Here is a 12,995-nt window from a genome sequence, read left to right on the forward strand (position 1 = left end):
AACCGCCTTGCCGGTCATCGCCTCGGTAAAAAGCCGTGTCAGCCTCGGGATCGAGCGCTGCACCGTCCCGCTGCAATCGAGCGGGTTCTCGACCGGCACCTCCGGCCCGAGATCGTCCTGCAATGCCAGCCGCTGCGGCTCGGAGAACTCGGGGAACTGAAGTCCCTGCGCCTGTCCGAGATCGCGCAGCACCTTGGTCATGCCACCGGTGCAGCACAGCGCCGCGAGCGCATTGGCGGGCAGCGCGCCGGTGACATGCAGGATCTTGAGCGTTTCAAGCAGCGCCTCGGGGCTGCGCACCTGCGCCATGCCGCCGCGCTCGAACAGCGCCCGCGCGCCGGGCTCCTGCCCCGCGCGCATGATGACGATGGACTTGCCCAGCCGCTCGGCGGTCTGCGCCATCGCCAGAAGCGCTTCCGGATCGCCAAGATCCTCGGCCTGAATGCCAAGCGCCGAGATCCGCTCATCGCTGAGCAGCGCCTCGCCCAGCAGAGCGAGCCCGGTCTGCGCCCGGCCCGGCTCGGCCACCGCGAGCACTGCGATCGGCAGCCCGCGGCGATGCATCGAGAGGCTTTGCGCAAGGCTGGCGCTGCGGGCGATGATCGCCACGCCGCGTTTGACGTGCTTCAGCCCGTGGGCGCCGTCCCAGACCGGGGCGCGTTCGAGGGCGTTGATCACGCCCCGGCAGCCCGGCCCGAGCAACGGCATGTCGCCGGCGGCCTTGCCCAACTCGGCGGGAAGCGCCTCGCCCTGACAGATCGCGCCACCGGCGCCGCGCCGCGCAAGCGCCGCGACGGCGTCGATCGCCTGAGGCCCGTCATGCTGAATGAACGCAAGGTCCGGCGCCGCTGGAAGGCGCTCGACCGACGCAAAGGCGCGCATGCCGGCAACGCTGTGCTCGCCCGGCACCACCGGCCAGACATCCCAGACATAGCCCTGAGCGCGCAGGTTCGCGATCACGCCGCTGCACCACGTGTCGGCCCCGATCAGGGCGACCGATTTCGGTCTCAGAAACCTTGAGAAATCTCTCGACATTGGATCGCCGCCCGCTCCTCCGAAACGCGCCTCACCGCATTAGGTAGTTAATTTTGCTTGAAAATGCAGGAGGTTGCGACAGTTTTCCGCACTGAGCGGTAAAATGACACCAGAATGCGACATTTTTCGCCTCATGGATGTTCACGTTTCGTCAACTCGCGGAGAGACGGCCCAGATCGTAGCCATACCAATCGAGAATCCCGCGGGCCGCATCAAGCCGTTCGCGCGGTGCTCCGGTGCGATCCATGATCCACACCTGTGTGCCGCCGGGATCGCCGATGGCCGCGGTTCGATTGTCGAAGTCGATCCAGTGCACCCAGACCTCGTCGCCGGCAAACAGCAGCCGCCCGGCAGAGAGATCGCGCACCGGCAGACTGGCGCCGTCAACGCTCACCGACGTGCCGGTGAACTCGAGCGTGGTGCCGGGCGCCAGCCCCGCCCCCTGCACCACCACCCAGCGCCCCTGAAGCCGGTCGAGCGTGGCATTGGCCTGGCTCGCCACGGGCGCAGTGGGGTTGCGCAGCGGAATCCGGACCTCGGGCAGCTCGGGCTCCTGCGCACAGCCCGCGAGAAGCGCAGCTGACAGCAAGGCGGCACCAACTCGTTGATATTCCATCCGGCTCATGACGCACCCCCGCTGCAACCGCCTCGCCGCACGCTGCGCCAGCCCGACGCCCGACACAAGGGCATCCGCGACAAACACTGGGCGACAACGGCGATCTCGACCGCAGATTTAAGGAACCGGTAAGGCCTCGAGCGCATTCTTCACCAGAGGAGAATGACACGATGCGTAGCGCCACGCCAAAAGACCTGTCTGCCGCATCGGCAGAGCTCGGTCCCACCACCCGCCGCCTGCACGGGCAACGACCACCGTTCCGGGGTCTCTGGCTACGCCGGTCCTCCGACGGAGCGCCCTTCGTCGAAGAGCGCGGCCTCAGCCCCGTCGCCGCGCGCCAGTTTCTCGACCGCGCCGCTCAGTCCTTCCGGCCGCCACCGGGCTGAACGCTCAGCCCCGGAAACCGGTCGCGACGACGAATTTCTCGGACGAGTCCGACCGGCTCGAGGGCGGCTTGACGTTCGCCACCTTGGCGAAGCGCTTCTTGAGCAGGTGCTGAAGGCTCTCTTCGGCTCCGCCCGCCAGCACCTTGGCGACAAAGGTTCCGCCCTCTTCGAGCACGTCAAAGGCCAACTCCGCCGCCGCCTCGCAGAGCGAGATGATGCGAAGGTGGTCGGTCTGCTTGTGCCCCGAGGACGAGGCCGCCATGTCCGACATCACCACATCGGCCTTGCCACCGAGCCATTCCTTGACCTTGTCGTCGGCGCCCTCTTCCATGAAATCGAGCTGATGGATCTCGGCCCCGGGGATCGGCAGCACCTCCTGCAGATCGACTCCCAGCACGAAGCCCTGCGCCTTGCCCGGTTTCTCGCCGAGCGCGTTGACCCGCGGCACTGCCACCTGGCACCAGCCCCCCGGCGCACAGCCAAGGTCGACCACCCGCGCGCCCGGCACGAGGAAGCGGTACTTCTCGTCAAGCTCGAGGATCTTGAACGCGGCGCGACCGCGATAGCCCTCGTCCTTGGCGCGCTTCACGTAAGGGTCGTTGAGCTGGCGCTGCAGCCAGCGCGTCGAGGACAGCTTGCGCCCGCGCGCCGACTTCACCTTGACCTTCAGGTCGCGCTGACCGCGCCCCGAGGTGTTCTTTCCTGTCGGCTTCTTTGCCATGGCCGGTATCGTCTTTCTTCAGATGCCGGGGCGACATGCCCGTCTTGCGGCCATTGTGCAAGTTTCTCAGCCCGGTTCCAATGTCGCTTTCGCATCTTTCAGCAGCCGCGCCGCCTCGGAGCCCTGAATTTTCGCGATGTCGTCCTGGTATTTCAGGATCGCACCCAGAGTGTCCGAGATCACCTCGGGGCTGAGATCGACCACGTCGAGCGCCAGCAGGCACTTGGCCCAGTCGATGGTTTCGGCAACGCCGGGCTTCTTGAAGATGTCCTCGGTGCGCAGCGCCTGCACGAAGGCCACGATCTCGCGGCTGAGTTCCTCGGCGATGCCGGGCTCGCGGGCGTGCAGGATCTCGACCTCTCGGGCGAAATCCGGGTAGTCGACCCAGTGATAGAGGCAGCGCCGCTTGAGCGCGTCATGCACCTCGCGGGTGCGGTTCGAAGTCAGGATGACGATCGGCGGCTCGGGCGCCTTGATGGTGCCAAGCTCGGGGATCGTCACCTGGAAATCCGACAGCGCCTCGAGCAGGAAGGCCTCGAAGGGCTCGTCGGTGCGGTCGAGCTCGTCGATCAGCAAAACCGGCGCACCGTGCTCGTCGGGCCGCATGGCCTGCAAGAGCGGCCGCTCGACGAGGTAGTCGGGACCGAAAAGCTCGCGCTGGAGCACCTCGCGGTCGGCGCTGCCCTGCGCCTCGGCGGTGCGGATGGCGATCATCTGCGCCGGGAAGTTCCACTCGTAGACCGCGCTCGACGCATCCAGCCCCTCGTAGCATTGCAGCCGGATCAGCCGCCGCCCGAGCATCGCCGCCAACGCCTTGGCGATCTCGGTCTTGCCGACGCCGGCCTCACCCTCGAGAAACAGCGGCCGCCCAAGCTTCAGCGACAGGAAAACGACCGTGGCGAGCGGCCGCCCGCAGACATAGCCAGTCTCCGAAAGCAGCGTCTGGACGTCGTCGATGGTTGCGGGAATGGTCATGCGGGGCCTCCTCCTGCCCTCCGGAGTGCCCGCCCCGAGGGGCGCGGTCAATACCCCCAAGGTCGCAGTCCGGGCGAATCCCATCGGCCACAGACCCGCCGCCAAGGCCCTGCGAGCGTTGACGCATCCCGGCCAAGCTGCGATTGTCTTGCCATGAGGGTAAGGCCACGGGGGAGCATACCTCCGGGCGCATTCGGACCGGGCAGGCCCATGAGTGACGGACAGGCGGAGGCGCAGCAATGCGCATAACCGCGGTGACATGCGTGAAGAACGAGGGCCCGTTCCTGCTGGAATGGGTGGCCTACAACCGTCTTCTCGGGGTCACCGATTTCCTGATCTATTCCAACGATTGCAGCGACGGCACCGATGCGCTGCTCGACGCGCTGGCGCCCTGGGGCGTGGTGCATCTGCCCAACCCCGCCAAGGGGCGCAACTACCAGATGGAGGCGCTCAAGCACGCCGAGAAGCAGCCGGTGGTGCGGCAGGCCGACTGGGTCTGGGTAGCGGATGTGGACGAGTTTCTCAACATCCATGCGGGCGACCACACGATCCCGGCGCTGATCGCGGCCTGCGGCGATCCGCAGGCGATCTCGGTCAGCTTCCAGTTCTTTGCCAATGACGGCGTCGAGCGCTTCGAGGATCGCCCGGTGATCGAACAGTTCACCCGCTCGCACAATCCCGATCTCTGGTGCGCCGAGAGCGCGATCGAGGTCAAGACGCTGGTGCGACAGGATTTTCCCCTGCACTATTTCGGCGCCCACCGGCCCTTTCACCGCGTGACCGAGGGCGCGGAGCCGCCGCGCTGGACCGATGGCTCGGGCCGCCCCGTACCACCGAAGTTCCTCGTGGCGGCCAACACCCGCCGCATCCGCAAGTTCCCCGCCGCCGGCGCCCGGCGTCATGCCACGCTGAACCACTACGCGCTGCGCTCGCTCGACAGCTACCTCGTCAAGAACGACCGCGGCGACGTCAACCGCGAGGGCCGCGCCTTCGATGACACCTACTGGCGCGAGCGCAACGACCCGGCTTTCGAGGACCGTTCGATCCAGCGCCACCTGCCGGCGCTGGAGGCGGCCCTGCAGGAGATGAAGGCCGGTCCGCTCGGCGCCCTGCATGACGAGGCGGTGCGTCGCCATCGCGCGAAGCGCGACGAATTGATCGCGCAGCAAGCCTATGCCGAGATGCACGCGCATCTAAAAACCCTGCCACCGCTGCCACCCGGAGAGGCCGAACTGATGCGCGAACTGGGGATCGTCTCATGAGTGTGCGGATGATCAATCTCGGCCTGCCCAAGACCGGCACCACGACGCTTGGCGTGGCGCTGGAACATGCGGGCCTTCGGGTGGCGGATTTCAAGCTGCGCCGCCGGACCTGCCCCGACAAGAGCATCGCCGGCAGCTTTGTCGCGCGCCAGCTTTACGATGGCTATTACGGCTCGGGCGATCCGCTGGAAAAGCTCGGGATCTTCGATGCGCTGACTGAGATATCGGTTTTAAATCGCGACCTATGTCTCTGGCCTCAAACGGATTTCGGACTTATCCAGAGCCTGCGCGAGCGCTATTCAGAGCTGCGTTTCGTGGCCTCCTACCGCGATCCGGACGCCACCGCGCATTCCATGCTGCGCTGGTCCGACCTTGGGGTCGACCGCCTTCCGAATGGCAATGTTCCAGGCCTTCCAATGGGTTATGGAGAAACTCGCATCCAACGCGCTCAGTGGGTCGCGCAACACTATGGCTTTCTTCGTGCGATCTTCTCGGGCGACCCGCGTTTCCTTGAATACGATATCGACGATCCGGAAGCGCCCGAGAAGCTCTCGGCGCATCTGGGCATTGACCTGCCCTGGTGGGGAAAGGCCAATGAAAACAGGTCGATGCGCCCGGAGGGCGCGGCATGAAGATCATCGTGCATATCGGCCCCGACGGCCCCTCGACCGACCGGCTGCAACGGGTTCTGCACGCCAAGCGCGACCAGCTGAAATCCAAGGGCGTGCTCTATGCCCGCACGCCGGGTGCAAAAAACCACACGCGGCTCTTCATGGCGGTGAGCGCGCCGGAGGCCGTCGATACGCTGCGTTTCAACCGCGGGTTCATCACGCCAGAGAAGCAGGCGGCGCTGCGCGCCGAAGTGGCGCAGCAATTGGCGAGCGAGGTGGCGCAGGCCCGGCCTGAGACGCTGATCCTGTCGGCGCACCAGCTTGGATCAATCCTCACTTCACAGAATGAAATCAATGCTCTGAAAGCCCTTCTTTCACCACTCTCCGAAGACATCGAGATCGTCGCCCATATCGACGATCCGGCCCGGATGCTGGTCGGCCGCTACTGCGCGCAGCTTCTCGAGGGGCGCGCGCGACCGCTCGACCTCGAACTTGGGCTTCTGGACCAAGACAGCTGGTGGGACGCCGCCCTTGCCACCCATCCCGCCCCCGACCTGCAGGCCGGGCGCTTCTCCGAGGTGCAGGGCGCGGTGCATTGGATCGATTTCGCGCGTCTGCAACGGGAATGGGAGGCGGTGTTCGGCGCGGGCCGCCTGCGGTTCCGCGCGCTCGACCTGCCGCTGCTCTATTCCGAGGCCGCCACCGAGGAAATCCGCGCGGCCTTCGGCATCGAGCAGACCATCGGCAAGGCCGAGCCCGAGCGCCCTCCGGCCCCGCCCTCCGCCGCATGGATGGCGCGCTGCCGCCAGATGAACGACGTGCTTCTGCGGCTGTTGGCGCTGCGCGAGACCATTCTGCCGCGTCCGCTCTGGCGCAAGATGCTGGGCGAGATCAAGGTGCACGGCGCGCCCCTCGATCCGGGCGGCCTCTCCTCGATATCGGCCCGCTTCGCGGACGATCTCGCCGCGCTCGCAGCGCAACATCCCGGCCTCGATCCCGCGCGCCTCGCGCCCGCGCCGCAGAGCGCCCCGTGGCAGGAGGCCGACCCGACGCTGGGGTTCCGTGCCACGCAATATCTCATGGCCTTCCGCTGGCGCATCGCGCAGGCGAGCAAGGAGGTCGAAGCGGAAAAGGCCCCCGAGATCGCGGCCCTCGCGGCTCCGGAGCCTGTCACGGACCCCAAGCCGGAGATGCCCAGGCTCTCGCCCTGGGCCGAGCGCTACATGCCCGATTTGGCCAAGCAAAACGTCGCCAAGCTCCAGCGCTCGCCCTTCCGGCCGCACAACCGCCTCGGACGCATCCGGGAAGACGCCGCGCCCGAGCCCTACGCCCCGGCCCCGCGCCAGACGCCGCCGCACGGCACCGGCAATGTCATTGTCGGCTGCATGAAGAACGAGGCACCCTATATCGTCGAATGGGTCGCCTATCACCGCGCCGTGGGCTTCGACGATTTCCTGATTTACAGCAATGGCTGCGAAGACGGCACCGCGGAACTGCTCGAGCGGCTGCAAGCGATGGGCGTACTCCAGCACCGCAACAACGACGACTGGAAGGGCAAGTCGCCGCAGCAGCACGCGCTCGACCGCTCGCTGAAGGAGCCGGTTCTGCAAAACGCGGACTGGATCGCGCATATCGATGTCGACGAGTTCATCAACATCCGCTGCGGCAACGGCACGCTCTCCGATCTCTTCGAGCGCGTGCCCGACGCCAGCAACATCGCGATGACCTGGCGTCTCTTCGGGCATAACGGCGTGACCCGGCTCGAGGATCGCTTCGTCATCGAGCAGTTCGACACCTGCGCTCCGAAATTCTGCCCCAAGCCGCACACGGTCTGGGGCTTCAAGACGCTGTTCCGCAACATCGGCGCCTATGGCAAGATTTCCTGCCACCGGCCCAACAAGCTCACCGAGGGCTTCGAGGACAAGGTCAAATGGGTCAACGGCTCCGGCGCCGACATGACGCAGGAGACGCTTCGCAACGGCTGGCGCAATTCCAAGAAGACCATCGGCTACGATCTCGTGCAGCTGAACCATTATGCCCTGCGCAGCGCCGAGAGCTTCCTGATCAAGCGCCAGCGCGGCCGGGCGCTGCATGTCGATCGCTCGATCGGGCTGAATTACTGGATCCGCATGGACTGGGGCGGCGCGCGCGACCTGACGATCAAGCGCAACATCCCGCGGCTGCGGCAAGAGATTGACCGGCTGCTCGCCGATCCCGAGCTCAGGCGCCTGCACGAGGCGGGGCTCGCCTGGCACAGGGCCAAGGCGGAGGAGCTGCACAAGACCCCGGAGTTCGAAGATTTATACCGGAAGGCGGTGGCCCTGCGCCTGACCGAAACCGAGCGGGTGGCCTATGCGCTCGCCCTCGATCTGGAGAGCTGAGAGATGGATGGCGACGGTCCCAAGAACCCGTTCCTGCGCTCGCGCGGGCTGAAGATCCCCAAGCATCCGCAGATCACCACCGGCCGGGTGCGCGGCGCGATCCGCGAGGAGACCTACGAGCGCAAGGAATGCGACGCCGTCTCGCGCGTAGTGCACGAGGGCGACCGGGTGCTCGAGCTGGGCGGCGGCATCGGCTACATGTCGACGCTGCTCTCGGTCAGGCGCAAGGTGGCGAGCGTGGTGAGCTACGAGGCCAACCCGGCGCTGATCCCCTATATCGCCAGCGTGCACGCCGCCAACGAGGTGCGCAATGTCGAGGTGCGCAACGCGCTTCTGACGCCTGAGGGGGGCGATCCGGTCGATTTCCACGTCCGCCGCAACTTCCTCGGCTCCTCGATGGATCGCGAGGCCGATTCTGAGAGCATCACCGAAACCGTACAGATCGACCAGCATCGGCTGTCGGACGTGCTGGAGGAGGTCAGGCCGGATGTGCTGGTCTGCGACATCGAGGGCGCCGAGGCCGACCTGCTGCCGGCGGGCGACTGGTCGTCCTTGCGCTGCGCGATCATCGAGCTGCACCCGCAATGGATCGGCCAGAGCGGCGTGCAGGCGGTGTTCGACGCCATGCACCGGGCCGGGCTGACCTATTTCCCCAAGGCCTCCGAGGCCAAGGTCGTGACCTTCCGGAAGGGCTGGTGAGCGCGTGAAGATCACCGCCGTTCTCTGCGTCCGCAACGAGGGCGCCTTCCTGCTCGACTGGCTGGCGCATCACCTGGCCTGCGGCATCAGCCATGTGGTGGCGCTGTCGAACGATTGCGACGACGGCACCGATGCGCTGCTCGAGCGGTTGGCCGAGCTGGGCCACGTCACTCACATTCGCAACGAGGGCCCCTATGACAAGGGCGGCATCCAGTTCACCGGGCTGAAGCTGGCCGACAAGAGCAAAGCGGTGCGCGAGGCCGACTGGCTGCTGGCGCTCGACGTGGACGAGTTCGTCAACGTGCATGTGGGCAGGCGCACCCTGCCCGATCTAATCGCCGCCCTGCCCGAGGCCGATGCGATCACCCTGACTTGGCGGCTCTTCGGCAATGCCGGCCAGCTGCGCTATGTCGACCGGCCGGTGCCCGAGCAGTTCACCCGCGCCGCGCCGGTGGCGATGGCCTGGCCGTGGCGCTCGGCCATGTTCAAGACGCTCTACCGCAACGACGGCACCTACCGGAAGCTCGGGGTCCACCGCCCGCGCAACCCCGATCCGGCGCGTGTCGAGGCGGCGCGCTGGTTCGATGGCGAGGGGCGCGCGCTCGACGCGCAATTCCGCACGCGGCGGATCTTTTCCCCCTATGGGCGCTCGAACTACGCGCTGGCGCAGCTCAACCACTACCCGCTCGGCGCGATGGAGAGCTACGTGCTCAAGGCCGATCGCGGGAGGGCGGTGCATTCCGATCACCTGCTGGGGCTCGATTACTGGGTCGAGCGCAACTTCAACACCGACGAAGATCGCTCGATCCTCGCGCTAAGCTCGCAGGTGGCCGAGCAGCGCACGGCGCTGGCCGAGGATGCCGAACTGGGTCGCCTGCACGCGGCGGCGGTGGCCTGGCGGCAGGCGCGCTTCGAGGCGCTGATGCTGCAAGAGCCCTACCGGGCGCTGCTCGGGCGGCTCATGATGACGCCGCCGAGCCAGCCCCTGTCCCCGAAGACCGCGTCGGTCCTGCACCGCTTCGCGCAGGCCGCCCGGGCGGCCGAGGACGGGGCGTAAGCGCCGGACGAGGCCCTCTCGCGGTCAATCGTGCACCGATGCGCGACGCAGGGCACCAAAGTTACCGCGAATTAAGCATATTTCCGCCAAAAACGCAGAACACTGTTTCCTCCAACCAGAACTCCCGCAAAACTGCGGTTCCCAGACAGATGGCAGGCACAGATGCAGGATCAGACAGACCTTTCCGCGGTCGATCTCAGCGGGCTCGAACGCAAGCAATGGATCCGCCAGATCTCCGAGATCGGCGAGAGCGACGGCTTCACCGAACCGCTGGGCGCGCAGCACCATGCGGTCTTTGTCGAACGCGGCGACACGCTGCTGGTGAGCTTCGAATCCCTTCCGGGCATCGACGCGCTGTCGGAAACCGCAACGCCGCTCGCCTGGGAGATGGCACGCGATTGCGACTGGTCGACGCTCTCGGTGCTCTGCACCGCCGACACCTGGTTCCGCGACGCGGCGGTCTACACCTTCTTCGACCAGCTTCTCGATGACGGGTTCTTCGACGATTTCGAGACCGTGCTGTTCTACGGCGCCGGCCCCTGCGGCTATGCCGCGGCGGCCTATTCGGTCACTGCGCCGGGCGCGCGGGTGGTGATGCTGCAACCGCAGGCCACCCTCGATCCCCGCGTCACCGAATGGGACGAGCGCTTCACCGAGATGCGCCGCGCCGATTTCACCTCGCGCTTCGGCTACGCTCCCGACATGCTCGATGCGGCGCAGCGCGCCTATGTGCTCTACGATCCGCGCGAGCGGCTCGATGCCATGCATGCGGCATTGTTCACCCGGCCCAATGTCGACCGCTTCCGCCTGCCCTTCATGGGCAGCGCGCTGCAGGGCGACCTGCTCGATCTCGAGCTTTTCGTGCCGCTGATGACCGCCGCCGCCGAAGACCGGCTCGACACGCTGAGCTTTGCCCGGATGATGCGCGCCCGGCGCGACCACACCCCCTACCTGCGCAAGCTGCTGATGCGGCTCGAGGGCGACGAGCGCATGGAGCTGGCCGAGATGCTTTGCGAGAACGTCACCCAAAGGCTCGACGCGCCGCGCTTCCGCCGCCGGCTCGAGGCGCTGCGGGCGATGCACGCCGACGAAGCGCAGGTGGCCGCCGAGGCCTGAGCCGTCTCAGAGCGCGATGGCGCGCAGCGCCTTAGCGCGTGCCGGCGGGATCGCCGCCACCTCGACCGCGGTGAAGACATGCAGCGTGTTCATCGCACGGTCGACCACCGCGTGATCGCTGACCCAGCCGCCCATCCCGAGATAGGTGCGCAGCAGCGGCGGGATCAGCTTCATCGCCTGCCGCGCATCGCCGCCCTGTTCCGGGAACCCCACGGTCTCCGCCGCCCGGCGCCCGACCTGCCAGCGCGCCGGCGCCAGATGCCGCGCCCTGAGATGGGCGAAAGCGGCGGCCAACGGCGCGGGATCCGTGCCGGGAAAGCTCGCGCAGCCGAACAGCAGCCGCGCGCCGCCCTCGTCCACCAGCCCCGCGATCGCGCCCCAGGCCAGTCGCAGCACGTCGGGATCGCTGAGACCCGGGCGCACGCAGAACCGCCCCAGTTCGAGCATCGGCCCGCCAAAGCCCTCGAGCCGCGAGAGATCGTAATACTGCGCCGAGTAGCTCGTGCCGATGGCCGCGCCGTCCTCGAGCCAGAGGTAACGGAAGCAGGCCAGCAGCGCGCCCTCGCCCGCATCCTCGATCAGCACGTGGCGGCAGAGCGGGTCGAAACCATCGACATCGGCCGGGCCGCCGGGCCCGAAGAAGGCCTGCCCGCGCAGCGCCTGCGCCCGCGCCACGTCTTCGGCGCCCGAGGCCAGCCGCACGCGGTAGCGCCCGCGCCGCAGCAACGTGTCGCCGTCTGTCGCGGCGCCGTCGCTATCCCCGAGGGTTGCCACGGCGCCCGCCGGTCACTGGGTGAACTGGTCGAGAGAGATGCCGCCGATATTGCCAAAGAGCTTGCGGATGAAGCTCAGTTCGCCATCGGTGGTCTTGGTGATGCGCCGGGTGAGCGGCACCACGTTGCCGTCCTCGAGCCCGTAGCGGGTGATGTTGTCGACCACGCCGTCGTCATCGAAGCTGATCGCCAGCACCTCGCGATTGACCACCTTGGGCGCCTGCCAGGCAAACTGCCGCATCTCGGATTCGATGTAGTAGAAGCCGCCATTGTTCGACACGCCCGAGGCGGAGGGCACGCCGACCACGTCCTCGACGGTGCCGCGGGTGTCGACGCCCGGAACGATCTGCTGCAGGTCCTCTTCCGAGGGCGCATAGCCGTGCTTGGTGTACTGCGCGCTGCACGCGGACAGCCCCAGGACGGCCACCATTGCCACGATCGCCGGAATTGCGGGTTTTGCCATCTGCTGCGCCTTGCCTGTTGTCTTGGCCCTTGCGGGTTTCTATCCCCGATTACATAACCGAGCCAAGCCCTTCAAGCAAAGGAAAGGCAGGCATATGAGCCAATCCGGATCCGCCCCCGAACGGCTGCGCGTGGCGGCGCTGCGCAACAACCAGCCGACCGCGTTCGACCTGCGGCCCGACGAGGGCCGCCGCGCCGCGCTGGCCGAGGAGCTTGGACTTCTCGGCCTAAAGAAGCTTCGCCTCGCCGGCGAGATCCGCCCCGAGGGGCGCGACGGTTGGCGGCTGGAGGCCACACTCGGCGCCACCGTGACGCAACCCTGCGTCGTCACCCTCGCCCCGGTCACCACCCGCATCGACGAGCCCGTCTCGCGGGTCTGGCGCCCGGAAGAGAGCTTTGCCTCGGTCCCGGAAGGTGCCGAGATCGAGATGTCCGACGACGAGTCCGACCCCCTGCCCGATGTCATCGACCTCGGCGCAGTGATGGCCGAGGCGCTGTCTCTGGCGCTGCCGCTCTACCCTCATGCCGAAGGCGCCGAGGCGGCGGCGGAGGCGCTCGACGAGCAGGCCGCGCCCGAGCCCGAGGACGAGCGCCCGAATCCCTTTGCGGCGCTTTCGGGCCTGCGCGAGCGCATGGAAGGCGGTGACGATGGTGGCGAGGGGGGTGAAAACCGCTAAGCACACCTGCCAGCGCGCGAAATAACGCTTGCGGTTTCGCAAGAAACTCCTATTTTCGCGCCTTCATCGGAATTCTGGGTTGCCATCTCCGGGTCTATGCGACTATGAGGCCGGGCACGCCCGAACGGAACGGGCAACGAATTGCCCCCACACGCGAAAGATCGAGGTTGAGACATGGCTGTCCAACAGAACAAAGTATCCAAATCGCGCCGCAACAACCGCCG

The 12,995-nt window shown here is 67.0% G+C and carries 13 protein-coding genes; 7 read left to right on the forward strand and 6 right to left on the reverse strand.

What is annotated here, in order from left to right; all coding sequences use genetic code 11:
• From AC6RA4_RS16705 to AC6RA4_RS16720, 4 genes are all read right to left on the reverse strand, one after another.
• On the reverse strand, positions 1-1,035 hold a 1,035-nt coding region (locus tag AC6RA4_RS16705; RefSeq protein ID WP_500162265.1), incomplete at its 3' end, for a CoA-binding protein.
• A gap of 151 nt (positions 1,036-1,186) precedes the next feature.
• Positions 1,187-1,660 (reverse strand): lipocalin/fatty-acid binding family protein, encoded by a 474-nt coding sequence (locus tag AC6RA4_RS16710; RefSeq protein ID WP_500162267.1) that lies wholly within the window; start codon positions 1,658-1,660, stop codon positions 1,187-1,189.
• 381 nt (positions 1,661-2,041) lie between these two features.
• Positions 2,042-2,758, reverse strand: a complete 717-nt coding sequence (locus tag AC6RA4_RS16715; protein ID WP_500162269.1) for an RlmE family RNA methyltransferase — start codon at positions 2,756-2,758, stop codon at positions 2,042-2,044.
• Positions 2,759-2,824: 66 nt separating this feature from the next.
• The gene (locus AC6RA4_RS16720) at positions 2,825-3,733 is read right to left on the reverse strand and encodes an AAA family ATPase (protein ID WP_500162271.1); all 909 of its coding nucleotides are present in this window, start codon (positions 3,731-3,733) and stop codon (positions 2,825-2,827) included.
• A gap of 239 nt (positions 3,734-3,972) precedes the next feature.
• On the opposite strand from AC6RA4_RS16720, the gene AC6RA4_RS16725 reads away from it, so the two are divergent.
• The 6 genes from AC6RA4_RS16725 (at position 3,973) to AC6RA4_RS16750 (ending at position 10,859) form a co-directional block, all read left to right on the forward strand.
• The gene (locus AC6RA4_RS16725; RefSeq protein ID WP_500162273.1) at positions 3,973-4,995 is read left to right on the forward strand and encodes a glycosyltransferase family 2 protein; all 1,023 of its coding nucleotides are present in this window, start codon (positions 3,973-3,975) and stop codon (positions 4,993-4,995) included.
• A gap of 8 nt (positions 4,996-5,003) precedes the next feature.
• Complete coding sequence (locus AC6RA4_RS16730; protein WP_500162275.1) at positions 5,004-5,627, forward strand: sulfotransferase family protein; 624 nt, start codon at positions 5,004-5,006, stop codon at positions 5,625-5,627.
• Entirely contained in the window at positions 5,624-7,987 is a 2,364-nt protein-coding gene (locus AC6RA4_RS16735; RefSeq protein ID WP_500162277.1) for a glycosyltransferase family 2 protein, read from the forward strand. Before AC6RA4_RS16730 ends, AC6RA4_RS16735 begins: the two co-directional genes overlap by 4 nt.
• A 3-nt stretch (positions 7,988-7,990) precedes the next feature.
• A complete protein-coding gene (locus AC6RA4_RS16740) occupies positions 7,991-8,686 on the forward strand; it encodes an FkbM family methyltransferase (RefSeq protein ID WP_500162279.1) in 696 nt (231 codons plus the stop codon).
• A 4-nt stretch (positions 8,687-8,690) separates the two neighbouring features.
• Positions 8,691-9,743: a glycosyltransferase family 2 protein gene (locus AC6RA4_RS16745; protein WP_500162281.1), complete on the forward strand. Its 1,053-nt coding sequence runs from the start codon at positions 8,691-8,693 to the stop codon at positions 9,741-9,743.
• 162 nt (positions 9,744-9,905) lie between these two features.
• Complete coding sequence (locus AC6RA4_RS16750; RefSeq protein WP_500162283.1) at positions 9,906-10,859, forward strand: phosphoadenosine phosphosulfate reductase; 954 nt, start codon at positions 9,906-9,908, stop codon at positions 10,857-10,859.
• A 6-nt stretch (positions 10,860-10,865) separates the two neighbouring features.
• Here the strand turns inward: AC6RA4_RS16750 and AC6RA4_RS16755 are convergent, their stop codons facing one another.
• Both AC6RA4_RS16755 and AC6RA4_RS16760 read right to left on the reverse strand, forming a co-directional pair.
• Positions 10,866-11,633, reverse strand: coding sequence for a GNAT family N-acetyltransferase (locus AC6RA4_RS16755; protein ID WP_500162285.1), 768 nt, complete (start codon positions 11,631-11,633; stop codon positions 10,866-10,868).
• Between the two features lie 12 nt (positions 11,634-11,645).
• Positions 11,646-12,095: an outer membrane protein assembly factor BamE gene (locus AC6RA4_RS16760; protein ID WP_500162287.1), complete on the reverse strand. Its 450-nt coding sequence runs from the start codon at positions 12,093-12,095 to the stop codon at positions 11,646-11,648.
• A gap of 94 nt (positions 12,096-12,189) precedes the next feature.
• On the opposite strand from AC6RA4_RS16760, the gene AC6RA4_RS16765 reads away from it, so the two are divergent.
• Positions 12,190-12,771: a YceD family protein gene (locus AC6RA4_RS16765; protein WP_500162289.1), complete on the forward strand. Its 582-nt coding sequence runs from the start codon at positions 12,190-12,192 to the stop codon at positions 12,769-12,771.
• The last annotated feature ends 224 nt before the right edge of the window (positions 12,772-12,995 follow it).

The organism is Salipiger sp. (genome assembly GCF_059781815.1).